Annotated in this window: 20 protein-coding genes; 10 read left to right on the top strand and 10 right to left on the bottom strand. The window is 35.5% G+C overall.

What is annotated here, in order from left to right:
• Positions 1 to 93: 93 nt before the first annotated feature.
• From IW15_RS18995 to IW15_RS18975, 5 genes are all read right to left on the bottom strand, one after another.
• Entirely contained in the window at positions 94 to 684 is a 591-nt protein-coding gene (locus IW15_RS18995; RefSeq protein WP_034714596.1) for a Crp/Fnr family transcriptional regulator, read from the bottom strand.
• A 199-nt stretch (positions 685 to 883) separates the two neighbouring features.
• Complete coding sequence (locus IW15_RS18990; RefSeq protein ID WP_394331251.1) at positions 884 to 1846, bottom strand: alpha/beta hydrolase; 963 nt, start codon at positions 1844 to 1846, stop codon at positions 884 to 886.
• Positions 1847 to 2086: 240 nt separating this feature from the next.
• Positions 2087 to 2677, bottom strand: coding sequence for a DapH/DapD/GlmU-related protein (locus IW15_RS18985; protein ID WP_051882225.1), 591 nt, complete (start codon positions 2675 to 2677; stop codon positions 2087 to 2089).
• Positions 2678 to 2763: 86 nt separating this feature from the next.
• On the bottom strand, positions 2764 to 3642 hold the full coding sequence (locus tag IW15_RS18980; protein ID WP_034714592.1) for an AraC family transcriptional regulator: 879 nt from the start codon (positions 3640 to 3642) through the stop codon (positions 2764 to 2766).
• A 56-nt stretch (positions 3643 to 3698) separates the two neighbouring features.
• Positions 3699 to 4466, bottom strand: coding sequence for a hypothetical protein (locus IW15_RS18975; protein ID WP_034714590.1), 768 nt, complete (start codon positions 4464 to 4466; stop codon positions 3699 to 3701).
• 357 nt (positions 4467 to 4823) lie between these two features.
• On the opposite strand from IW15_RS18975, the gene IW15_RS18970 reads away from it, so the two are divergent.
• Positions 4824 to 5126 carry a hypothetical protein gene (locus tag IW15_RS18970; RefSeq protein WP_034714588.1) on the top strand — a complete coding sequence of 101 codons (303 nt, stop codon included), beginning with the start codon at positions 4824 to 4826 and terminating at the stop codon, positions 5124 to 5126.
• Between the two features lie 50 nt (positions 5127 to 5176).
• Here IW15_RS18970 and IW15_RS18965 read toward each other — a convergent pair whose 3' ends face one another.
• Both IW15_RS18965 and IW15_RS22190 read right to left on the bottom strand, forming a co-directional pair.
• Positions 5177 to 5683, bottom strand: coding sequence for a GNAT family N-acetyltransferase (locus IW15_RS18965; protein ID WP_034714587.1), 507 nt, complete (start codon positions 5681 to 5683; stop codon positions 5177 to 5179).
• Positions 5684 to 5884: 201 nt separating this feature from the next.
• Complete coding sequence (locus IW15_RS22190) at positions 5885 to 6691, bottom strand: LytR/AlgR family response regulator transcription factor (RefSeq protein WP_165585226.1); 807 nt, start codon at positions 6689 to 6691, stop codon at positions 5885 to 5887.
• Positions 6692 to 6862: 171 nt separating this feature from the next.
• Here IW15_RS22190 and IW15_RS22185 point away from each other — a divergent pair, with 171 nt between their 5' ends.
• The 3 genes from IW15_RS22185 (at position 6863) to IW15_RS18950 (ending at position 9880) form a co-directional block, all read left to right on the top strand.
• Positions 6863 to 7261: a ChaN family lipoprotein gene (locus tag IW15_RS22185; RefSeq protein WP_051882220.1), complete on the top strand. Its 399-nt coding sequence runs from the start codon at positions 6863 to 6865 to the stop codon at positions 7259 to 7261.
• 105 nt (positions 7262 to 7366) lie between these two features.
• Entirely contained in the window at positions 7367 to 8008 is a 642-nt protein-coding gene (locus IW15_RS22180) for a hypothetical protein (RefSeq protein ID WP_051882218.1), read from the top strand.
• 15 nt (positions 8009 to 8023) lie between these two features.
• Positions 8024 to 9880, top strand: coding sequence for a glycoside hydrolase family 13 protein (locus tag IW15_RS18950; protein WP_034714584.1), 1857 nt, complete (start codon positions 8024 to 8026; stop codon positions 9878 to 9880).
• Between the two features lie 273 nt (positions 9881 to 10153).
• On the opposite strand, the gene IW15_RS18945 is transcribed toward IW15_RS18950, so the two are convergent.
• A complete protein-coding gene (locus IW15_RS18945; RefSeq protein WP_034714583.1) occupies positions 10154 to 10699 on the bottom strand; it encodes a GNAT family N-acetyltransferase in 546 nt (181 codons plus the stop codon).
• Positions 10700 to 11296: 597 nt separating this feature from the next.
• Here IW15_RS18945 and IW15_RS18940 point away from each other — a divergent pair.
• The 6 genes from IW15_RS18940 to IW15_RS18915 all read left to right on the top strand — a co-directional run bounded on the left by IW15_RS18940 (position 11297) and on the right by IW15_RS18915 (position 23608).
• Entirely contained in the window at positions 11297 to 14251 is a 2955-nt protein-coding gene (locus IW15_RS18940) for a sensor histidine kinase (protein WP_228384399.1), read from the top strand.
• Positions 14244 to 14858: a response regulator gene (locus IW15_RS18935; RefSeq protein ID WP_034714581.1), complete on the top strand. Its 615-nt coding sequence runs from the start codon at positions 14244 to 14246 to the stop codon at positions 14856 to 14858. The genes IW15_RS18940 and IW15_RS18935 overlap by 8 nt, the downstream gene beginning before the upstream one ends.
• Before the next feature lie 255 nt (positions 14859 to 15113).
• Entirely contained in the window at positions 15114 to 16229 is a 1116-nt protein-coding gene (locus tag IW15_RS18930; RefSeq protein ID WP_034714579.1) for a hypothetical protein, read from the top strand.
• Positions 16230 to 16322: 93 nt separating this feature from the next.
• The gene (locus tag IW15_RS18925) at positions 16323 to 17249 is read left to right on the top strand and encodes a hypothetical protein (protein WP_034714575.1); all 927 of its coding nucleotides are present in this window, start codon (positions 16323 to 16325) and stop codon (positions 17247 to 17249) included.
• A gap of 439 nt (positions 17250 to 17688) precedes the next feature.
• Positions 17689 to 20019, top strand: coding sequence for a mechanosensitive ion channel family protein (locus IW15_RS18920; RefSeq protein WP_165585225.1), 2331 nt, complete (start codon positions 17689 to 17691; stop codon positions 20017 to 20019).
• A 256-nt stretch (positions 20020 to 20275) separates the two neighbouring features.
• On the top strand, positions 20276 to 23608 hold the full coding sequence (locus IW15_RS18915; protein ID WP_034714571.1) for a DEAD/DEAH box helicase: 3333 nt from the start codon (positions 20276 to 20278) through the stop codon (positions 23606 to 23608).
• A 101-nt stretch (positions 23609 to 23709) separates the two neighbouring features.
• On the opposite strand, the gene IW15_RS18910 is transcribed toward IW15_RS18915, so the two are convergent.
• Positions 23710 to 25008 (bottom strand): GEVED domain-containing protein, encoded by a 1299-nt coding sequence (locus IW15_RS18910; RefSeq protein WP_034714569.1) that lies wholly within the window; start codon positions 25006 to 25008, stop codon positions 23710 to 23712.
• 359 nt (positions 25009 to 25367) lie between these two features.
• Positions 25368 to 26258 (bottom strand): leucine-rich repeat domain-containing protein, encoded by an 891-nt coding sequence (locus tag IW15_RS18905; protein WP_034714567.1) that lies wholly within the window; start codon positions 26256 to 26258, stop codon positions 25368 to 25370.
• Position 26259 lies beyond the last annotated feature (1 nt).

Genomic DNA, 26259 nt, shown 5'->3' with positions numbered 1-26259 from the left:
CCCAAGGCTTTGAATGGGATGAGAATTATTTTCAGGAAAAGTATGATATGGTAATTATTAAAGTAAAAGTAGAGAATAGACTAAAGCTAGATTTTATTTTGAATTATTTTTTTTTCTCAGCCTGCTTAGGGTTTCAGGAGACAAACCTAAATAAGAAGCAATCACGTTTTGTGGAAAACGCATTAGAAAATGAGGATAATTCCTCACAAAATCTGCATAACGTTCTTCAGCTGTGTAGCTGATGGCGGCTTGAACACGTTTTTGATTTGCAATCGCATTATTCTGCTTAATAACCTCCATCATTGATGAAAAAGCTGCGATAGGTTTAAAAAACTCTTCAACCTGAGCATTTGTCACTTGTAAAACTTCAAGATCTTCCATTGCTTCTATGTTATATTGACTTGGCGTTAATTGATAAAAACTTTCAAAATCAGCTAGCCACCAATTCTCTATACTTAATTTCAGGATATTTTCATTTCCTTCATCATCCACAGAAAATGTTTTGGCAGATCCTTTCACAATAAATCCGGTATATTTACACACATCACCTTCCTGGAGAAAATATTGTTTTCTCCTGAATTTTCTAGGTTTCATATAAGTCTCAATCACCAATTTATCATCCTCAGAAAGTATTTCTCCTGACAATTTTTGAATGTAATCGTAAAAAACTTCAAAATTGGACATTTACAAGTATCTATTTGTTCGCAATATACTAAGACCTCATTTTAAAACAAAATCCTTTTTGGTAAGGTGGCACCCTATACAAAATATTTACTTTGTCCTAAAACGTCAGACGGATTGACAAGCATTAAACCAACACCGGCCAATACTTTCTACTGAATAAATTTCTTCTTGTATGCTGCTTATAGTTTTCCATATTCTTCTACTTTAAATTAGTTTTAAAGAAGTTTTCCAATGTATCGAAAGGGATTTTATCTAGTTTGTCGTACAAATCTGTATGAACAGCACCGGGTACAATTACGAGTTCTTTAGGCTGAGCAGCAGCCTTAAAAGCATCCTCACTAAAATAGCGGGAGTGAGCCTTCTCACCTGCAATAATTAAGATTGGTCTCGGTGAAATCTCTTTTATATAGGTCATAATAGGCATATTCATAAATGATATAGGAGTTGTTGCGTTCCATGCACCGGTTGAGTTCAGTGAACGCTCATGAAAACCTCTTTCGGTTTTGTAATAATCATGATACTCTTTTACAAACTGAGGCTCATCTCCTTTTAGCTTCTCAGCATTAAGCACAGGCCCTGGAGCAAAGCTTCCTGATTCGGCATCTTTCCAGCGCTGTTCTCCCAGCTGTTCTAATATTTTAGTACGCTGATCAAGCGTTACAGCATCATTATACCCTTTGGACATAACACGTGTCATATCATACATTGTAGAAACAGCTACAGCTTTTACCCGTTTATCTACAGCAGCTGCATTCAAGGCAAAGCCACCAAAACCGCATATACCAATGATCCCAATTTTATTTCTATCAATATTCTTTTGAATGCCCAGAAAATCAACTGCTGCGCTAAAATCTTCAGTATTAATTTCAGGTGAAGCAAGACTGCGGGTTTCACCACTGCTTTCTCCTGTATAAGAGGGATCAAATGCAATGACTGCAAATCCTCTTTGTGCCATTTCATTGGCGTACAGACCTGATGACTGTTCTTTTACGGCTCCGAAAGGCCCGCTGATGGCCAAAGCAGACATTTTTTTGCTTCCTGCATTTTTAGGGAGGTATAAATCTCCTGAAAGGATAATTCCATAACGGTTTTTGAAGCTTACTTTTTGACGGCTGACTTTATCACTGAGCTGGAAAGTATAATGTTCTTCTGTTTTGTTCATGGTTACTGATTTTACATTTTTCTGGCTGAATACCTGCTGTGTAAGCATAAGCATTCCTATGATTGAAAATAGTTTTATGTTTTTCATTATTATAAAGATTTTTTATGACTATTCTTTTCTTATCGTGTGTGTACTCAGTGTTCTAACAGCGTATCTGTCATATATGCTGTCTAAAATCTTACTGATAAACCGTGCAGACCACAGCTTATCATAAAATATGGCGTAAATCCTATTCTAACCCTAAATAGTCTTAATAATCTTTGCCGGAATACCGCCCACAATTGAATTGTCAGGAACGTTTTTTGAAACTACTGCTCCAGCCGCAACTACAGCATTTTCTCCAATGACAACGCCTGGCAGAATTGTAGCATTGGCACCAATCCAGGCATTTCTCTTGATGTGAATAGACTTACCGACAAGACCTTTTCGGTATTTTGGATCGAGTGGATGATTTTCTGTGATCAGACTGACTTTGGGACCAATTAATACATCATCATCAATAGTAATTCCTCCCAGCGATAAAAAGGTACAGTCGAAATTGATAAATACGTTCTTACCGACTACAACCCCTTTTCCATAGTTTATATAGATTGGAGGAAACACAGTAACTGCTTCAAGCTCTTTATCTAAAATCTTATTTAGGAAGTCTTTAATTTCTACAGGATCGGAAGAATTATTCAATTGGGTTAATAATCCCATAGTCTTGTATGTTTCCTGTTGCAGTCTTCCAAACTGAGGATCATTGGGCATGATTGTCTCACCATTCTGCATCTGCTCAAAAATATCTTTTGGGGAAGCTTTGAAAATTGAGTTATTGCGTTGATCTGACATTCATTTAATTTGTTAATCTTACGAGTACAAATTTATAGTCTTCTAGGACGAAAAGACTAAGATTATCAAACCGAAAATTAAGAAATTCAAACCTCTGTCGGCCTGAAAGATTTGGGGTTGGTTCCAGTGTTTTTTTTAAAGAAATTATTAAAGTAGCTAGGATATTCAAATCCTAAAGCATAAGCAATTTCCGAGATACTCCAGTCTGTATGCTGCAAAAGAGCTTTTGCTTCTGTAATGACTCGTTCAGTAATATGTGTGGTGGTGGATTTTCCTGTGACTTCTTTCACCATTCGGTTGAGATAGTTTGTATGTACATTCAAATGCTGTGCATACTGTTGCGCCGTCCTTAAATGAAGTGGATTTGAAGTTGTCTCAATTGGGAATTGTCTTTCCAATAACTCCAGAAAAACGGAAGATAGCCTGGAAGCAGCATCTTTATTCTGATCATAATTTTCAGATGGTTCCATTTTCAAAGATTCGTGGATAATGAGACTGATATAATTTCTAATCAACTCATCTTTATATGTGTAATCACTTTCCTGTTCAGAAATCATCTTCTGAAATAAGGTATTGAGAAAATTTCTTTGGTCCGCATTGATATTTAAAACCGGTGTTCCTCCTATTTTAAAAAAAGAGGAATGCTGAAGACTTTCGGAACGCTCAGAATTTTTAAAAAATTCTGCTGAGAAAAGTATCGTGTAACCAATATATGTTGTTGAAATGGTTTCCCAAGAATAAGGAATATGCGGATTTCCGAAGAAAAGGATTGTGCCCTCCTGCTCAAATGTCTTATCTGCATAATGGATCTTACTTTTGCCCGTTGTTAGACAGATTTTGTAAAAATCTTTTCTGCTATAAGTTCGTGTAGAATTACTGTCATCTTCTATTTGAAATGCTTTAAACCCCTGAAGTTTTAATTCATTATTAAACTCAGACAAGACTCTTATCACCTTTTCTTTCATTTGACAAAATTAATACATTCAAACTATATGGAGCAGCAGTTATGAGCATCCTGATTTTATGAATGCCAAAGAGTAAAATCTGTTATTGTGGTAGAGCCCGGAGGCCCCACCCAGATGGTAGAAATGTTTTCCGGATGTTGTGGGTCGTAAAGTACCGTTGCGGCATCTCCTGTCTTTGGCAGATCGACACGTTTCCACTGTCCGGTTTTTTGTACCCAGCGATCTACTCCAGCCATGTCGGTAAATTTTACAGTAACGGTTCCGATGAGGCCGCCTGAAGTAGGATCAATTTCCGGTATATCTGTAATAAGTGCAGCAGTTATTTTTCCATCTTTTATCATTCTGGTGAGCATATTATACTTTGCATAACGGCGGATTCTTAATAATATACCACTTAACCAGAGTAATCCGGCAATAAGAGTTAAAATCGATGGAATAAGCCATAGTGCCCCTTGTACTGGCAACGATAATGCGCCCCACCATGCACCAATAGCAAACCCCGTGAAAAGAACAGGTCCAGGTCCAATACCTGGAAATGAAAATAGTTTACCGGTAAATCTGCGGCTGGCACCAATATGTATAAACAAACCTAAGATTATAAATGGTAGTCCAGCAGCCATACCAAAGATGGCTAAGGGAGGCTCACCAGATTCTGTGATATTCAGTTCTAAAAATCCAAATACGGAACGGAGTATCAATACGCCACCCAAAAAGATCATAGCGTGACCAATCAAAATCCCTAACAATGCACCCTTGCTCCCCTTTTGTCTGGCTATCCGCTGTTTGCGTGCTTCGATAGGATCTATTGTATTGTTATTCTTCATTATAAAAATATAAATTTAAGTTTCCGTAATTCCTATACGCTGGATTTGTTAAAGGAGTTATCTTCTCAAATTTATGGTAAATTAATGTAAAGACAATGAAGAATATAATCAAAATCAGGTTTAAATGAATGATTAAAAGTTAGCTGATGACTGATTTTAGTTCTGCCTTTGCATTACATCTTCCTAGCCCGTGTTCATTATCCCAGGAATAAGAAAAACCAAAAGCTATGTGTGAATAGTCAATATGCAACTTCATTGATTTTCAATCGATTGCTAAAATCAAGTTTGGTGTAAAGTTTTTTTATAAATTGTAGTCTACAAAATATTCACCAGATCTTTAATCAATAATACCTATGTATGAGTAAAACCACTAAAAAATTAATGTTAAGATTAGCTTTTCTCATTGTTCCTTTTGGCATCTTGACTTTGGTACTACATGATGGGCAATCCGGCGGACAGACTGGTGGCGGAGCCTACGATTTGTCCGGCCTTGTTTATGGTCTGGCACTTTTTGCCTGTATTAGCGTGTGGATGATCTGGATGCTGATCTGTTATTTTATCAGCAAAACATCACTCGATCGAAAAATGTATCTTAAACTGCTTCTAATCGGAGTAATAGCACTTGTGGCCGCTTATTTTGTTACCCCCCGAATGTTTTAGCATTGCAATTATTTGACACTGCAAGCATTCGTTATTTTTAACTTAGAATATCACACACCCAACTGAAACAAACTTACTGTTGCATTATCATAATGCGCAGGAAGTCCTTCTGTATTTTTCAGTTTTGATAATCCCAAAAAATCAAAACCACATTTTGTATAATAAGAGATCAGTCCCGGATTATCGCCAACAGTATCAAGACGGATGAACTTTTTATGGTTCGCCAATGCGTACTGTTTAGACCACTCCACAATTTTTTGAACAAGATTCTGCCCTCTGAAATCAGGGTTTGTTGCAATCCGGTGAATGTAAATTGCCGGATCGTTATTTCGTTCTTCCCAAATTTGGGGGTCGCTAAATGTAATTGCCCAGACACAGGCAATTTGGCCGTTGATAACAATTTTCCACTGTCGGTTTTCTGCTATTTCCGTTTCAACAAGGCTCCTTTCAAATTCTGGCCAATGAACAATAAATTTTGTTTTTTGAAAATCAGTAGCGATTTTATACAGCCTAAAGATTTCCTCTATATCGTTACGTGTGCTATTTTGTATTTTCATAATTTAAGTATTTAATTACAAAATTATGGATTGATGTAACAAGGTAACAGATACAGATTACATATATTTTAAGGTAACAGATCGATTAACTGTCTTTACAATTTACCCTTCAACTCCATCTGTCGCATTCTCTCCTATTATTTACTATCAGATAACAATATCTCAGCAGGCAAGATTTTATTTCTTAAACATTAATTTATATCATACGCCATAACCCAATATTTTTTTCACTTGTTCCTTATACAATCGTCCGACGGGAATAGTTTCTGATTCCACTTCAATTTTAGCGGGAGAAAATGAGGAAATTTTGGTACTGTTGACAAGGTAAGAACGGTGAACTCTTATAAATGTATCTCCAGGAAGTAACTCCTGCAGCGCCGAAATATTGTGACGTACTACCAATTCTGTATTAACCAGTTTTATTTTCACGTGATTTCTTTGGCTTTCAATATAAATAATGTCTTTAACCAAAACTTTATGTACGGACTTATCTATTTTTAAATCGATGGTAGATATCTCCTTATTTTCTTTAATCTTACCATTCTCCACTTCCAGTTCGTGATTATTTTCCCTCAGCGTCTCTAAAGTCTGTAATAACTGATACGCCAATGGGATAACAGCTGCAATATTGATATCCAGTGCTGTGTTGATAATCTCTGCTGAGCTAAAAAAATTACTGGTATTCCAGGTAGGCATGTAAGTGGGCTGCACATAGAATAGCATCACCGGGCGCTGAATGACAATACTGATCAATAAGACAAGCATCATATAGGTTACAAAAAATTCAAAATATCTTTTCTTCATAAAATACTTTGGAATCAGGAAATATAAACTGATATAAACCAATAGCATTCTTGATGGGAGACAGCTGATCTGGATTAAAATATTTCTTCCGAAATCGTAATCAGACAACCCCCAGACAAATCCCCAAAACAGCACAAACGCAATCCAATATGCGATGTGTTTGAGCAATAAATTTCTGTTCCAGAATAAAGAAGTCGCATTCATCTTCAAGATTTTTCTCAAATTTAAATTATTTATATCAATCATCCTGTATTCCATTTTCAGCTCCTTGTTTTCTGTACCGTTTAAATAGTTGTCTGTCCCAAACTCTTTTATAGAAAGACTTTACGTGATATTTTTGTTGGCGTTTCCATCCTTAATACCAATCCATCTGCCATGAAATTAATACCCTTTATGATCACCTTTTTTGTATTTCACTTTTCAAATGCACAACAGGTAAATGAAATTCAGGCGTCAGTCAGTTATCTCAAACAACATCATCAAAGTCCGAAAGATTATGTTTTATCTAAATTCAAGAATCACAATATTATCTTTCTTGGGGAAGATCACAGAATACGCGAAAATGTAGAATTTGTAAACCAAATAATTCCCGAACTGTACCAAAACGGAATTTATAATCTGGGCGTAGAATTCGGAGCTTCTGAGCACCAGGCAGAAATAGATTCTCTTATCCGGGCACCGCAATATGATGAAACCCGAATCAGAAAAATAATGTTCGACTACCATTCCGGATGGGCATACAAGGAGTATATGGATCTCTATAAAGCAGCCTAGAACCTGAATAAAACATTATCCAAAAACGCCAAAAGATTCAGAGTCATCAATCTAAGCTATCAATATGACTGGTCTTCATTCTCGGGACAGAAAACACCGGAAAACATGCAGAAAGTTTTTCATAAAGGCAATACGGAAATATTTAGAGCATCCCTTGTAAAAAAAGAAATCCTTTCAAAAAATGAAAAAATACTGATTCTTACAGGCTTAAATCATGCATTTACAAAATACAGACATTCCATCTATGATTACACATCCCGTAATTTTGTCCGGTTTGAAGAAGGCTATTTCGGGAATCTTGTATATAAAGAATTCCCAGACGAGGTTTTTACCATTATTTTGCATCGCCCATTATACAATTATCCCAACCATCTTCCCTATTTGGTAAGTCCGGGAAATGGCAGCATAGAAAAAATAATGAGTCAGCTCAATAATAACCCAGCAGGTTTTGACTTAATAAAGACACCATTAGGAAATCTCCGAGACAACAGTTCATTTTCTATGGGATACAAAGATTTTCGATTAGCAGATTTTATGGATGGCTACATTTTCCTGAAACCGCTCAATCAGCTTTCTAATTGTACTATTGATGAAGAATTCTATCCCCTCATCAGGCAGAATTGGTCAGAAGCCTTAAAAACAATTCCAGACCCCACATGGGTACCAAAACCCGCTTCACCAAATGAATACTGGAAAGCCATTAAAGACTATTCGGATGTTCGGTCAGCTTATAAAGATATTCATTAATAAAAATTGAAGTTTATGAAAAAACTATTTCAAATCATCACTATATCCTTATTTTCAATTTCTGTTTTTTCACAAAAAATAGAAAGGATTGAACCGGAAAACTGGTGGATTGGCATGAAATACAACACCATTACTTTACTGATTTATGGCAAAGACCTTTCAGATTTACAACCTTCGATTTCTTATTCTGGTGTTGAGGTTTTAACAACTGAAACAGTTGAGAATAAAAATTATCTTTTTTTGACGTTGAAGATCACATCCTCAGCAAAACCTGGAACGGTAACCATTGATTTTCTGAAAAATAACAAAAAGATAATTACCAAAAACTTCCCACTACTTGAAAGAGAAGCTGGGAGTGCCGACAGGGAAAGTTTCACCCAGAAAGATGCCATATATTTAATCGTACCTGATCGTTTTGCCAATGGCGATCCTAAAAATGACCGCTTTAGTTTCCTCAATGAGAAAGTAATCGACAGAACAGATGAAAACAAAAGACACGGCGGCGACATCCAGGGAATTATAAACCATCTGGATTACATCAAGTCTCTTGGATTTACACAGATATGGAACACCCCATTAACCGAAAATAATGAACCCAATTATTCCTATCATGGTTACGCAGCTACGGATTTCTATACAATAGATCCGCGGTTTGGAACGAATGCGGATTTTAAAAAATTAGCTCAGGAAGCCAAGAAAAGAAATATCGGAATAATCTGGGATGCAGTATTGAATCATTGTGGTGCAGAATATTATTTTGTTAAAGATGCACCTGAAAAAAACTGGTTGAATTGTACTGATACAAAAATGAGAACAAATCACCTCAAATCCACCATAACTGATATATATGCTACAGAAATTGACAAAAAGGAATACACAGACGGTTGGTTTGACGGTCACATGGCAGATCTTAACCAGCGTAATCCTCTGGTCTCAAAGTATCTCATTCAAAATACGCTTTGGTGGATAGAATATGCAGGTTTATCAGGACTTAGGGAAGACACATTCTCTTACACCGATAAAGATTTTCTTGCAAAATGGACAAAAACAATTCTGGAAGAATATCCAAAAATGAATATTGCAGGAGAAGAAATGTCCAGAAATGCTGCACAGACTTCGTATTGGCAGAAGGACAAAATAAATACAGACGGCTATGAATGTTATCTCCCAACGCTTATGGATTTTTCTCTTAATGATAATATTGTTTCTGCGCTTAACAGAACCGAAAGCTGGTTTTCAACCTGGCGCGATGTGTATCAAAGTGTGGCGCAGGATTACCTTTTCCCTCATCCTGCAGATCAGATGATATTCACTGACAATCATGATTTAGACAGGTTTTATTCAAGAATCGATAAAAATTTTGCCCATTGGAAACTTGGGATAGCCATGTACATGACGATGCGGGGTATTCCTCAGTTTTTTTACGGCACTGAGGTTCTCATGACCAATAATAAAGCAGGAAGTGACGGACAGCGGAGAAGTGATTTTTACGGAGGCTGGAAAGGTGATTCAAAAAATGCAGTGAATGAATCAGGATTAACCGATGAAGAAAAAAAAGCGAAAAACTATTTTTCAAAAGTACTGAATTGGAGAAAAACAAACTCCGCAATACGCAATGGTAAGTTTTTACATTATGCTCCTCAGCAAAATGATGTGTATGTTTATTTTCGGTATAATGATCAACAAAAAGTGATGGTTGTTCTCAATAAAAATACTGAGGACGTTTCTTTGGATCTTAACAGATACAATGAAATCATACCTAACTCAATTCACGTAAAAGATATTATTTCAGATAAGGCATTCGAAATTAACAATACACTTACAGTACCTGCAAAAACCGCAATGATATTGGAAGTAAGCAGCAGCCTCTGAATTATTTCATGGTCCCTGTCATACTATCATTCATTACTGTGATGTTTGGAAATGTAAAGAAGGTAAGATGTCAGAATTACAGGCCTTCGTTATACCAGAAAAATCAAGATAATCAGTTTTAAAAGCTGATGACATGAATGTATGCGTATAATATATGTTTACAAAGCCTCTAATAAGAAAAAACCTATAGTGTTTATTGATTTTATTATAACTAAGAAAATTATGATCCAGTTTTCAATCAAATGAGATTTTCCTGATCTCATCTGGATTATATTATTTAGTGTAGCATTTTCGATATTCTATAATATCCAAATTGGCTGATTCATTTCTTTGTTTGGTGTAAGTTTTAAATGCTGTAAAACCAAGTTTTTCAGGAATCTTCCTGCTTCTGACATTCTCTTTGTCGACAGGGTACATGATGTATTCAATACTAAAATATCGTTCAATGAATGCAATTAAGCTAATAATGACCTCTGATCCAAAACCCTGACTTTGGGAATCTTCTTTCAGCCATAATCCTACCTCAACAGATACCGGATTTATATTATGTATTCCACAACATCCTATAAATTGCTCTTTATGATCCAGAATTACAAAAACTATATCAGTTTTCATAATGAGTCCTTTTTTTGAGCTTTCTACAAAATGAATGACTTCGTTTTTATCACCAGTCGGATTGAAGGGCATAAATTCTGTCACTTTTGGAGTAAAATTATTATTAATATCATCAATATCATTCTCATGAATGGGTCTGAGAATGAGTCGATGCGTCTTAATTGATAAATTGGAATATACTTCCGTCTGTTTTGCATTGGTCATTGAATGGTTGGTTTGTTCAAATTTGTTTCTTATGATAAAGATATTATTTTTTTAAGAACGCCTAATTTACATAACAATACCTCTCGGGGTAATGAGAGGTATTGTAAATTTTAGAATGAAATATATTATTAGTGATGGTAAAACTTAGGTTTCAAACTTTATGCCATACCCCTATCTAAATCATTAAATTGTGATTTTTGTGGTATATTTTACCGAGTGTATAATTATTAATTACCAATTCCTTGCTTCAGTTGTATTACATTTTGATCCAATTGGATCTTGCAACGATATTTTTCAATTGCGAATAATTAAGTAGGGATATTATAAATTGCAGGCACATCATCTTGTATTCAAATGACTTATAATAAAATACTTATCCCATTTCTGGCAAGGAAACGGTGAAAAAACCACTGAACAGAAAGAAAAATTTTATAAGAAAAAATTAAAAATAAAAACAAAAATTCATTTATAACTCTTTAATTTTAATTTATTCCATAATATCTTTGCAGTATTGCTAAATTGATAGATTTGTATAAAAATATATTTTTATTATTCTTATTACTCCCTTTTTATACCTTACAAAGCCAGAGGCCTATTATGGAGCTATACAATACTGATAATGGGCTTCCACAGAATAGTGTAAAGGATATTATAAAAGATAAATATGGTTTTATTTGGTTGACTACCGAAAATGGAATGGTAAGATATGATGGAGTAAATTTTCTAGTGTATAAGAATTTCCCATTAAACAGCCAGCGTTTCACCTATTTTTATGGTTCTCCTAAAAAGGACAGTATTTTCACGAATGGTGACTATGGCAATACCATCCTTTTGCATGAAAAAAAGCCTGTAATATTTAAGAATAACAAAAACAATAAAATTTTTATTTCCCATAATAATACTGATTATCTGTTATACTGTTCAAATTACAACTATGGGGCTGCTCCGGGTATCAACTATTATATGAATCTACAGCATGGCATGTATTATATAAAAGAAAATTCTTTGGTATACAAGCCGTCCCAAACCCAAAAAAAGGAAACCCTTGCAATAAACGCATTTTATAATAATATTATCAGGATCTTCGTAATTGATGAATCTCTATTTCATTTAGATTTTAAAAATCAGAAAGTAAATCAGATAGAAAAAGGAAAAATTGTCAATCATTATAACATTCCATTACTTACCGACCATAAAAGTAAAATTTTTTGGAGCCAAATCAATAACCAGGTCTTTATTATTAATGAAAATACGCTTTATACCTGCCATTATAAAAACGGACAGCTGAAAATAAGTAAGCTCATTCAGATGAATGGGCATATAAAGAAGGATAACCTTAGCAGCATCTATTATGATGAATTTTACAAGAAACTTTATTTGGGAAGCAGTACAGAAGGACTCCAAATTATCAGTTTTCCAGAATTCATGACCTCCAAAAACTATGCATCTAAATCTCCGTCCGTATTTTATTCCACACTACCCTATGACAGCTCTTCGGTAATTACGCCTCTTGGAGAAATTTACAACAGAAATGGATTTGTGAAAAACTATCATTTTAAAGACGTTATTTCATTTTTTATGGGGTATGATGAAAAAGGAAATATCATCGTTCGAAAAGAAGGAGATGCTATAATGTATAAAAAAGAAAATTCATACACCAAAACTACTTCTATCCCGATAAAGGATTTTTTTTTAACCGATTTTTTTTTCGATGAAAATAAATATTATGCCCTCATTGTAAAACCCAAAAAAAACAATACCAATCAATACTACGGAATACTCGCAATATATAACGGAAAGTCATTTTCTTCAATATATAAAAAAATTATTTTTAATGATGAGCCTACAAAATTTATTTTCCTTGATCCAAATAATATTTTGGTTGGTACTATAAAAGGACTGTACAAAGTATCACTCAAAACAAACAAAATATATAATTTAACGATCAAAAATGACCTATCCATCCGTAATATCATAAAATCAAAAAACGGTCATTTTTGGATAACAACCATAGGAAAAGGCTTCTATCTGCTTAGAGATAACCGACTGATAAAAATGCCATACGATATTAATGGCAATATTTCTTCGTCGCATACCATTTTGGAAGATGCGAATGGTTTTTTCTGGATCCCTACCAATAATGGACTCTATAAAATATTGGAATATCAACTTTTAAAATATGCTGATGATCAACAATATAAAGTAAATTATTATTGCTACTCGAAGGATTCTGGTTTTAATACTAACGAATTCAATGGTGGAGGTAATGTATCCGGCAATAAGTTAAAAAATGGTGAATTTGTCATTCCTTCCCTAAATGGTTTGGTATTTTTTAATCCGCTTAAAGTTAAAAGTTATTATCCAAAAAATATATACCTTGAAAGAGCTCTGATTGATAATCGTGAGGTTTATTTTAAAAACAATTTATATGTAGACCAGAAATCAGATCATGCTGAAATATTCATTGATGTTCCCTATTATGCAAACCCTGATAATGTTACTATAGAGGCAAAATTAAACGATACTTCTCAAAAAAAATGGCAATTTATAGGTAAAGACAGGAAATTCTATATCTCCAATCTCGGATACGGAAATTATACTTTCATGGTAAGAATACTCGTTAATGACGAGGGAAAATTTATCTATAAAAAAATAAATATTATTATTCCGCCTTATTTTTATCAGACGTTGTGGTTCAAGGTATTAGCTATAACTACCCTCTTATTGGTGTTAAATTTTCTGATCAGATGGCGAATAAGCTTTCTTAAAAAGAAAAATTACGAACTGGAAGGGATTATTAACCTTCGCACAAAGAACCTTTCCGACACGGTAGAAAAATTAGAAGCAACAAAAATACAGCTCCATAACGAGATCGAACAGCAAAAAAAACTCATAGGTACCATTAGCCATGATATTACGACTCCGATAAAATTCATTGCTCTGACCGCAAAAGAAGTGCTGGAAAATAAAGATTTCAGCCAGCACCGGGCAGAAAAGATACTTACTTCTATCTATAAGTCATCCGATCAGTTGTATAATTTTACCATCACTTTGAAAGAATATGCAGATATCTACAGTCATCGTTCCGATACAACCGAATCCTATTCTTTATACAAGCTTATTGAAGAAAAAATAATACTTTTTAATCCTATTGCAGATAATAATAATACAGCAATCATCAATAATGTAGACACTTATTTATGTACACGCATCAGTAAAAACATACTTGCCGCCATTCTTCATAATCTATTGGATAACTCCGTAAAATACACGAAAAATGGCACCATCACAATACATAGCACCATTGAAAATGAAAATATTATTCTGCTGATTACAGATACCGGCATTGGCATGGATGAGCAAAAGATAGAATATTACACAAGACTTCAGGACAATATCGAAAGCGAAAAATTATTGCTTCAAAAATATGGTATGGGGCTGCATCTTGTACTCCAGCTACTCCAGATGATTGAAAGTAAAATTGTCTTTCAAAAAAACACAAAACAAGGAACTTCTTTCAAACTAATTTTAACAAATAGAAAAAATGACTAAATATATTCTTATAGCCGATGATCATGATATTGTACTGGCGGGAACAAGTTTAATTTTAGAATCCAGAATACAAGATATAATTATTCATCAGGCCGAAGATTATCCGGAAGCTATAGATAAAATTTCAAAACAAAAATACGACCTTGTTATTTTAGATATCAATATGCCCGAGAGCAAAAATAAAAAAATGATCTCCGAAATTAAAGAGCTTGATCCTGATATAAAAATCCTGATATTTTCTGCTTATGAAGAAGAAATAGCCGTTCAATATATAAAAGAAGGCGCCAATGGATATCTCAGTAAGCTCAGTAAGGTTGATGAAATCTCAGAAGCGGTAAAAAAAATATTCTCCGAGGGCTATTATTATCCATCAGCTATTGTAAACCAACTTTTACAGGACTCTCCCCTGGATTCCATAAAAAATCTTTCAGAAAGAGAATATGAAATTTTCATTTTGATGGTGAAAGGATATGGTAATTTAGAAATTTCAAATGCAATGAATATCCAAATGACCACGATTAGCACGTATAAAAAAAGAATCCATAATAAATTGAAAACAAATAATCTGGCAACGCTTATTAAACTTTATCAGACCTATATATCCTGATATTGAAAATCAGATGGATAGAACTTTTCATTACATTATTAAAACAAACCGCTTTAATATAGTAATAAAATAGGGTACGATCAAGATCAAATTACAAAGAGCCATGTAGAAAATTTTCTACATGGCTCTTTCTTTTATTCTACATGCTGTAAATTTTCCTGTAGAAGTATTTCTATAATTTTACACCATACTTATATGTCCTATATACTATAAACAGAGGATTAATAGATTATCAAACAACTTAAAAAATAATAAATGCACAAACATTTTACAACATTATTACAAGTAGTAGGATTGCTAGCTGCTTCTATTGCTTTTGCACAGACAGGAAATATAGGAATCAATACAGCAAATCCCGGATCAACAATAGATATTAACGGATCCCTGGCTGCAAATTACAACTCAGTAAATACCACGCTTTATACTTTGGCAGCAACTGATTTTCATGTTTCGTATAATGGTTTCGCAAATGCTGTATTTAATCTTCCCTCTGCTGTAAGCGGTGCCGGAAATTTTAAGGGACGTATATACATCATTAAAAATAACACCAATTTTACCATAACACTTAATCCTGCAGCTTCAGAAACAATCAATGGAAATCCGAGTGTCTCAATACCGGCCAATCAAAGTATGCAGATTATCAGTACTGGGAATACAGGTTCTGGTTCTACCTGGGAACTGGTTTCATCAGGTTCGTCCTTAACAGCAAATAATGGTCTTACGATCTCAGGTAATAATATAAACCTTGGGGGCACACTTTCCCAGGCGACAAATATTTCTACAGCTGGAAATAATCTAAGCGTCAACGGGACAGGAAAAGTATTGGTAGGGACAAATACCGTCCCAACAGGAGCTGCAAGCGCTAAGATGGTTATTGACAATGGCACAACTAATGGTGCTTTGCAAATTAGGGACGGTTCTCAGCAATTAGGATATGTGCTAACCAGTGATGCTAATGGACTGGCCAGCTGGTCATCTACGGTAACCACTGCTTTTGCCAATAACTGGACACCTTATACAGGTACCTTAACCAATCCCTTCACAGCGCCTACAAGCGGCGGCGGCCTGGCTACAGGAATTTCACTTACTATTCCTGCAAAAGGATGGTATTTTATCCGCAGTGGTGTTGCTATTAATTCTGATTGTAATGATTACTTCTTTTATATTAACGGAATTGGCGATGTATGGCGAAGTTACTGCGGATCCAATACTGCAGCATATATGTTTCCCCGGGATCAGAACCGGGTATTATATTTCGCGTCACCAGGAAGCTACACTGTACTGGCCGGCAAAACCAATGGCATAATTCCGGTTAGTTTTAATGCAGGAAATCCTGTTTTTTATCTGGATTTCGTGAAATTTCAAAATTAATATGTACATCATCTATTCATAAACCTTGAAAATAGCGATTTATCAATTCTCATAAATCCATCAGTTCATTTAACAATTCTATAAAACATTGATATGAATATACATTCAACTTTTCTCAGTTTAATAACAACTTTAACCTGTGTCCTAGCCTATTCACAGGCTGGAAATATTGGGATCAATACGTCAAACCCAGGCAGTAACCTTACTGTAAATGGTTCGTTTTCAGCAACATACAGATCGGTTACTGCTGGTGGAATAGTAAATGCTGATGATTATTACTTAGCATATACTGGTAACAGTAACGGAACTTTAACCCTGCCTGCAGCAGTAAATGGTTCGGGTAACTTTATGGGAAGGACCTATCATTTCAAAAATACAGGAACGGCTACGCTTTCAATAGCCGCCAGTTCCGGTGAATTAATAGATAATCATAGCGGTGCAGGAATAGCATCAGTTAATGTCCCTCCCAGCTATTATGCTTTTTTCATCAGCAAAGGAACGATCACGGGAACAACATGGGAACTGGTTTTACTTTCAAGCTCAGACAGTTTACCGGCAGCGGCATCTACTTTTCCATTTTCTACAGTGAGTACTACATCCAGACAAACACTTGCCGCTACCACAGGACCTTATGTTGTATCAGAAATCAATTATCCTAACGGAACGGTAATTAACACCGGAAACGTACTCAATACTACAAATGGAAAATTTACAGCACCCACCAGCGGATATTATATGTTCTATGGCTCTACACAATTTGATAATGGTGCGGTTTCCGGAGCTCCTACTTTTGCCTGGGCAATATTATATCTTATTAAGAATTACAGCACAACTCCAAACAACATATTAGTACAATCATATCAGAACAATCCCGGTATATTAGCGGGTACAAATGTCTCATGTATAACTTATTTAAATGCCGGAGAAACAGTAAGTATGGCTTCAGCTGCGGCAGTAACAAGCGGCAGTATTTATCAAGTGGTTGTAAGTTCTTTTTACGGATATAAAATCGCTAACTAATTAAATTTAAATGCCACGTTAATTATCGTATCCAAAAATGATTAAAGTAATGATTAAAGTAATGATTCTAATAACACAATAAAACTTGAAACATGTAAGAAGCCCTCACTTAATACTGTTTTAAAAAATCAGAAAAACTGTCTTAACAATAGACAGTTTTTTTTTGTTAAATCATATTCAATGATTTGTTTCACATTATCTTCAGGGTATAAAAATCACTTCATGCTCTTCCCATCCAAAAGCTGAATTCCATTTTGCCTATTCCATGATCTCTTTCTCTCTAATATAAATCCGTCAGAAAATAGTTTAAATTTGCAACAAGTTACGCTATCGTTATAGGAAGAAACTCACCTTGAAGTCTTTAAAATACTTTTGGCACAATTTTCCTTACACAAATATTTACACAATTATGCAATAATAACTTTCAAAAAAGTTTATGATGTTAAAAAAAATTTTCCTCTCCCTTTTTGTATTATTTGCCTTTCAGTTAGCAGTAGCCCAGAAAAAGATAAATGTAAAAGTGGTACAAGATACCCTTACCGATCTGCAGACCCCCAATCTGGTAAATAAAATAGAAAACTATAAACTCTTAATCGACAGGAATAATTTTCTTTTAAAGAAAAATTACGATTTAACAGGTATTGAAAAAGAAGTACCCCCAATTGAAAAAGGAATTTCAGGTTTCAAAAATAAATTCGATTCTTTAAGTAAGAATATGAATATCAGAAACTTAAACAGTATTATCATTTTATTGGAAGAGGCTACAGAAAAATTAGATACGTATCAAAAAAAATTAGCTGATTATCAAAAAAAACTTAATGACAGCAACACAGAGATTGATAAAATACTGGTTGACAAAGATTTAAATATTAGTATTAGTGATTCTGTTTTAAATGAACAAGTTCATGAACTTCTTGTCGATGCTAAAAATTTACAATATCAGCAAAAGAAAATTTTATCAAGTGTCAATTTTTGGAACAGCAAGGTTTCGGTATGCATGTATCAAACCAACGATTTGGTTTCAGATATGACCTATATGGGAATCGCAAAGAAAATGGATATGTTTTCTGCTGAAGAATCAAGTCTTTTTAGTCTGAAAACAAAAGCTTACAAAAATAGTTTATACACGGTTGTAACTAATAGCTTAACAAGTTCATTTAAAATCGTCACCATTTATTTAAAGAGCAGAACCGGGGTAATTATTTTTACTTTATTCATTTTTATCGGGCTTACATTTTGGCTTAATTATAACCTTAGACGAATAAAAAAACAAGAAGACAGTGCTACTATTTTAAGTCTTAGTAATTTGATTAAAAGAAGCATGTGGCTTTCGTCAATATTCTGTTTCTTAACCTATATGCCCCTGTTTTTTGGAAACCCTCCAATGTCATTTTTGCATCTCTTTGAGTTTGCCAGAATTATTGTTTTATATTTTTTAATTGCTCCATTTATCAATCAACCTTTTAAAATAGTTTGGACGGGCATTGTAATCATTTGGACAGGATATGCTATTGATGATTTATTATTAGAATCGGCCTACGGAGAACGTATGCTTTTATTATTTCTGGGGATCATTATGATTTTTATCTGTGTGTTCCTTTTAAAATCGAAAGAAAAGTTTTTCAGGATTTTAGAAGAATCTCCGGTCGCACGGGCATTAATTATTTTCGTGCTTTTTCAAATCATTATATCAGTTCTATGCAATATTACAGGCCGTTTAACCCTCGCTAAAACATTTGGAATTACTGCCCTGCAATGTTTAGTATATGGCGTTGTTTTAAAGGTTTTTTGTAGAATTGTGATTGAGGCTATTTATTTACAGACAGAAACTTTTCAATCAAGCAGAATTTCGGAATACATTAATTTTAAAGAAATTCAGTACCGTATACAGCGTAATTTATGGATACTTGCCTGTATGGCATTCTTTGTTGGCTTTGTACGAAGTTTGGGATATTATGATTTATTGATGAAATTTTCATCCAATTTCTTTTATGAAGAAAGAGCGATTGGCAGTTACAAATTCACATTAGCCAGTGTCCTTATATTTTTTATAATCATTTGGATTTCATCACTGATCTCAGGGTTTATTAATTTCTTTTTCGGATATGAGAAATCAATAACGGAAGGTAAACGAAACGGCTTAAATTCTATGATGCTATTGGTGAGATTGGCTATTTATTCAGTAGGATTTCTTATTGCCATTGCCGCCGCAGGAATTCCTTTGGATCGTATATCAATTATGCTGGGAGCATTAGGTGTTGGTATTGGGTTTGGGTTGCAAAATATTATCAACAATCTGGTTTCCGGTGTCATTATCGCTTTTGAAAGACCCATACAAATTGGAGATCAGATTGAAATCGGAACCAAAGCCGGCCTGGTGAAAGAAATAGGTATCCGTTCCAGCAAAATTCATAGTGCAGACGGTGCAGATATTATTGTTCCAAACGGAGATTTGCTCTCTCAGCATTTGATCAACTGGACGATGCAGGATAGACGTAAGCGTATTGAATTTATAATTGGTGTACCTTATGACTCAGATTTGGAGGCGGCGAGAACAGTAATTGCTGAGGAATTGTCGACAAATCCAAATATTTCTAAAAGTTCTGCGCCTGGTATAAATATTAATGATTTCGGAGAAAGCTCTGTCCGCCTTAAAATCCATATTTGGGTAGATGATTTGTCGTTGGCTTCGGAAGCCCGTACTACTGCTATGATTGGTACTAAAAAGGCTTTAGCACAAGTCGGTATTGTACTGGAAACGGCTATATAAATAAAAGCTATTATATACAATTGTACGCCTACTGTCATTCCGATGAAGGAGAAATCTTATTGATAAATTAGATTCTTCATTTCAATTCATTACATTCAGAATGACATTAGAATAAGAGGCCATAAAATTTAATATAAAATTGTATTTTCTTACCTAGATGAATTTTCAGTTTTTTTGTAGCTGATAGGGCTATGGAAATAGGGAGAATATTTGCCTGTCTTCTCCCGCTTTTTTGTAAGTTTGCCCTATCAATTTTATGGCTGAGTACATCCTTGACAATATTTCCATTACTACTCTTTCGGTATATGATCTCCTGAAGCATACCGCTAACGGTGCATTTATGGAAAACAGGGATTTTCATACCATCTATCCTATTGCTATAGAAAACGACGCAGGAGTCTTTACCAAGGAAACAGCTTCATTGTCGTTTCCTGAGGTTTCAATAAGCCAGATTGGTCATTCATTGGTTTGTGCATGTTCGTGTGATCATACTGAACATAAATTATGCAGCCATCAGGCGGAAATCCTTCATTCTATCATAGAGTATAAAAATTTCAGGATTTTTTTTGATCCTATCCTGCGAAAACAATTTCTTACGGCACACGCTAAAAGCTATGGGTTAGAAAATGAACCCGATCTGGATGCTTATTTTGAACTTGAATATGAAGATGGAAAACTCAGGGTAAAATCCAAAATCAAAGAACTGCTTCCGATCGATTCACAGTCCCTTCAGAGGGAGCTGCTACCTCAGCGGCCTTCTATTTTCAAAGAATTAAATGTCCGGAATACAGATAAAAGACAAATTCTGGTTATCGGCAGGCACAGATATTACAACCATCTGATGTTTTTTCTGATGGAAGCCCCTGTAACGCAAAACGGAAAAATTAAAAACCCTGTGAATCCGGTTGATGCCATGCATTTGATCTGGAAGACAGACCAACCCCTGGAAATCAAATTCTACACAGGTATTGTGGCTTTCCAAAATAAATATACCGAAGATCACAATGAAGCAGAACTGGAAGCCTTACAACTGATTGTCCGTAATCCGCTGGATCTGGACGTCTACTATCATGACCGGGAAATAGCAGAAACAATGGCTGCCAAATCCCTGATTCCCGTAAAACTGACGACCTTACATGCTGAAATAAAGCTTCATGTTTTCAAAAAAGATCCTTTTTATGAAATTATGGGAGAGCTTTTATTCAGCGATACTTCATTGCCTTTTAAAAATGTAGTGATCCGGAATGAATATTTTGTATTCAGCCGAGACACTTATCATTTTGTAGACAATCCGGACGTGCTCCGGGTCATTAAATTCTTTAAAGCTAATAATGAAATCCTGCTCGTTCATTCTTCAAAATATGAAGAACTGATGCAAACTATACTTTCTTCTTTAGAATCCATTATCCAAATCAATTACAGCTACATACAGCCGGCAACACCGGTACAGCTTGAAGAGAAAAATTATCAGATAGAAAGGATCATCTACCTTCGCCAGCAGGAAAATTTTGTTTCCATCACGCCGGTGATGAAATATGGTGAAGCCGAAATCCCCGTATATTCCAGAAAGCAGCTTTTTGATACCGATCAGAATGGCAATCTGTTTAAAGTAGAACGTAATGACAGCCTGGAATCTCTTTTCACGTCTATCATTATGAGACAGCATCCGGATTTTAAGGATCAGATGGATGGCCATGAATATTTTTATCTTCATAAAAATAAATTCCTGGATGAAGACTGGTTCCTTGATGCTTTTGAAGTCTGGCAAAATGAAGGGTTAACAATACTCGGCTTTAACGAATTAAAAAACAATACCATCAACCCCAACCGGGCTAAGATCAATATTCAGATCACCAGCGGTATCGATTGGTTTAATGCAAAACTAAAAGTAGGCTTTGGAAAGAAAGAAGCAGCCTTAAAACAGCTCTACAAAGCCATCCGGAATAAAAGTAAATTTGTTCAGCTGGATGATGGCACCCAGGGGATTCTGCCTTATGAATGGATCCATAAAATAGCAGCGTATTTTCAGGCCGGAGAAATTGATGGTGAACTGCTAAAGATTCCAAAAACCAATTTCAGTGAAGTTTCAATGCTTTTTGAAAAAGAGGTGCAAAGCCAGGAAGTACAAACAGAGATAGCAGCGTATACGGATCAATTTTCATCTATAAAAAATATTCCTGCGATACCTATTCCTAGCGGATTGAATGCCGAACTTAGAGATTATCAGCATGATGGGCTCAACTGGCTCAACTTTCTGGATGGTTTCAATTTCGGAGGCTGTCTTGCTGATGATATGGGACTAGGAAAAACCCTGCAGATCATTGCTTTTATTCTTTCGCAAAGAGAAAAAAGAGGCCATACCACCAACCTGATTGTCGTTCCTACTTCCCTGCTTTTTAACTGGCAGGAAGAGATCATTAAATTTGCCCCTTCTATAAAAGTGCTGTTGTATTACGGAGCAGAAAGGGAAAAAACAACAGCAGGTATGGAACAGTACGAAGTTGTGCTTACCAGTTATGGAATGCTGCTTTCGGATATCCGGATTTTTAAAACGTTTCATTTCAATTATACCTTCCTTGATGAATCTCAAACGATTAAAAATCCTAATTCGGAACGCTATAAGGCCGCTCGTCTTTTACAGTCCCGAAACAGGATTGTACTCACCGGAACTCCTGTAGAGAACAGTACTTTTGATCTTTACAGCCAGCTTTCTTTTGCTTGTCCCGGACTGTTGGGAAGCAAGCAGTATTTTAAAGACACCTACGCTATTCCTATTGATAAATTTGAATATACCAAACGGGCTGTCGAGTTGCAGCAGAAAATACAGCCATTCATTCTGCGCAGGACAAAAAAGCAGGTGGCCAAAGAACTTCCCGAAAAAACGGAAATGGTGATTTACTGCGAAATGGATGCTGTACAGCGAAAGATATACGATGCCTACGAAAAAGAACTCCGCGAGTTTATTTCTGCAGCCGATGAGGATGAGGTGAATAAAAACAGCATGCATGTTTTGACTGGGCTTACCAAGCTACGCCAGATCTGCAACTCTCCGGTATTGCTTAAGGAAGGACACTCGGCAGAGCATTCTGCAAAGATCAATGTATTGGTGGAGCAGATACAGAATACATCCAAAGAACATAAAATCCTTATATTTTCACAGTTTGTAGGGATGCTTGATCTGATAAAAACGGAACTGGAAACCAGAGATATTGCATTTGAATATCTCACAGGACAAACCAAAGACAGAGGATCTAAAGTAAAGAATTTCCAGACAGATGAAAACATCCGTGTATTTTTGATCAGCCTGAAAGCCGGAGGGATTGGTCTGAACCTGACAGAAGCTGATTATATCTATCTGGTAGATCCCTGGTGGAATCCCGCTGTGGAAAACCAGGCTATAGACCGAAGTTACCGTATAGGGCAGACGAAAAATGTCATTGCTGTCCGCCTGATCTGTTCTAATACGGTGGAAGAAAAAATACTGAACCTCCAGAAAAAGAAAAATAAACTGGCTCAGGATCTGCTTACTACAGACCAGTCCAAACTGAAAGGATTTTCCAGGCACGATCTGCTGGAAATTTTAGAATAAATAAAGCATCTAAGTATATACAATTCAAAAAAACCGACAGATATGACCTGCCGGTTGAAAAAAACAAAAATTGATATGGATATGATTAGATATGTGTTTCTTTATTTTTTAATAATTTTTTCAGTGATGATTTTCTTACCTTTCATTTGAATTTTGAGAAGATAAGTTCCCGGCACCAGTTTTTCCAAAGTAAATGAATGGGTATTTCCTTCCATTACCTTCTGCCCGGACATGCTGTATACTTCATACTTTTCCAAGTGATCTGTATTTTGAATCGTTATTACCCCGGTAGTTGGATTAGGATATATTTTGATGGATGCATCTTTTGAAATCTCCCTCGTTGCAAGGTTAGATGCCTGAACATTCAATGTATAGTCTTCCACCTGCCCAATAAACCATCCTGCCGGGCAAGGCAGATTTTCCAGAGTTCCCATCCATGAGCTGGACTCGTATGCTTTTACAATTCTGAAACGTGTCTCTCCCAATAGAGCATCAACCGGAATCTGTATGGAGCCTGTAATAATTCCCGACTGTGCATGAGAAACAGGGTTGGAATTATCTAAATAGCCCAGATTGAATTTTTCATGATCATCAAAAATATGGTTATGATTGAAATCTATATAGGCATAGACTGAAACAGTTGCCTGTCCCTGAGTACCTCCTGTTACAGAAATAGGATACGAAATTCCTCTGGTTACATCAAAGACTGTGCTGGTGAAATTCTCAATCGTTGCGGAAGATCCGTCAATATTGCTGTCGTTGGTTATACCTGCAAACTCTACTTTACTTATTTCACTTACTGTAAGGGTTGTAATATTCTCATCCCCGCAATAGGGTGAAGGAAAACCGGCTGTCGAAGATTGGATCATCACGGTATAATCCTCCGCCTGACCTGCTCTTAAAGTACTATCGCACGCTGTACTGATTGAATTGGGTGCAGCAGGGTTTGAATAGGCCGCAGTATTTGTATTTTTAAGCACACGCATTCTGGTAGCACCGGCTACAGCATTGGCAGGAACGGTGATGGTATTAGTGACTTTCGAAGCATTGGCCGGATTTGCAGCGCTTAAACGCCCAATATAAAAGCTTTCTCCCGCATCATCAAAATTTCCGTTTTGGTTGAAATCAATAAAGACAACGACATCACTTGGAAAAGTACTGGAAGGGCCTTTCACTGATATATCATAACTTCCCCCTGCCTGAATATCGGTAGACATCGCCGTGAAATTTTCATAAACAGGAGCATTTCCTGCCTGAAAAGAAGACGTATTGTTAATGTTCCCGAAAGTAACATTGGTAATCATATTACTGTCGCTTCCATACTGAAAAGCCGGTAAGCAGTATTGTGCATTACACAACGCAGTAACAGCAACCGCAGAAAGGATAGAGATCTTTTTCATGTATTCTTTATTTTTATTGAGACAAATTTATATTTATTTAGACTTAATAAAAATAACAAGCATAATGACATTTATCAGTTTATGGGGATTTACCGATAAACTCAAAATATTTCAATCTCAATAGCTGTCATAAATCACAGAAGATCAACCTCTTTCCACGGATTATCATAATAAGTGATTTTCTTCTTTGTTTTTTTAATCCGGACTATTTTTTGTGCTATTCATCAAAATCAAAATGATTTACTGCTATTTTATCACATAATGAGTACATCCCCGCCCTCCTATTTTGCTAAAAAATACCCTACTTTTAAAATCATAAATACATTTTACATGAATACGTACATACAATTCGTTCCTATTTATTTGCGAGACAAATGGGTTTTAATGAGCTTTTCTGCTTCGTGAACATAAATTTCAAATTGTCTGAGAGCGGTTTCTTTTTTATCAGCAGCAGTAGAGGAATTGTTTTTCACCGTGCGGGAGCCTTTGCCAAGGAAGTATATATCCCCATTATTGAACTGATAGTAGGGAGACCATGAGGTTTCATCATCTGTATACCCTTTTATAACATGCGGTAAAGCAATATTTAAAAATGCATATTCTTTGGTGCTGAACGTTGCTATCCCAACCATTAAACGTTTTAATTTTTTCAGGGTTAAAAAAGGTAGAAGTGCAGGAAACTCGGATTTATTACCGACGAATCCAAGGTTTAAGAATTCCAGATCAGGCAGCCCTTCCAAAAATGAAAAATCATCAATAGGCTGATTCCAGTCCAATGTGCCATCAATAAGCAAGTACTGTAAGCTGTCAATACCTCTTAATCCATCAAAGTTGGAAACTTTCCGAAGGTTCTCAAGATGCAGGGATCTTAGTTTCTTTAATTTCTGCATAGGGCTGAGGTCTGAAAACCCTGAGACATATTCAAAGGCAACTTCTTCTAAGTTTTCTAAACTGCCGATAAATTCTATATCCTTAGCCCGAAAAAAAGATAGCCGCAGTCTTTTAAGCTGTGTGAGTTCCTTTATAGCCTCTACTTGCTCTTTAGTGGGACTATCTAAGGTCAGTTCTTCAAGATTGGGGCAATCAAAGACCTCTTTCCAATTTTCATCATGCTTACTGATCGTCAAAACTCTAACCTCAGTTTTCTCCATCATTTCATGCTTAATAGAGTAGGCAAATCTTTCATAATTGGGAACAATGGTCCAATAGTTTTCTTCTCTGTATGATAAATCTGCAAAATGGTGTTTCATG

Origin of the sequence: Chryseobacterium soli, assembly GCF_000737705.1 — a bacterium.
In the GTDB taxonomy this organism is placed as follows: domain Bacteria; phylum Bacteroidota; class Bacteroidia; order Flavobacteriales; family Weeksellaceae; genus Chryseobacterium; species Chryseobacterium soli.
Note: the sequence above shows the minus strand (reverse complement) of the source record. Positions and strands in the feature narration are given on the sequence as shown.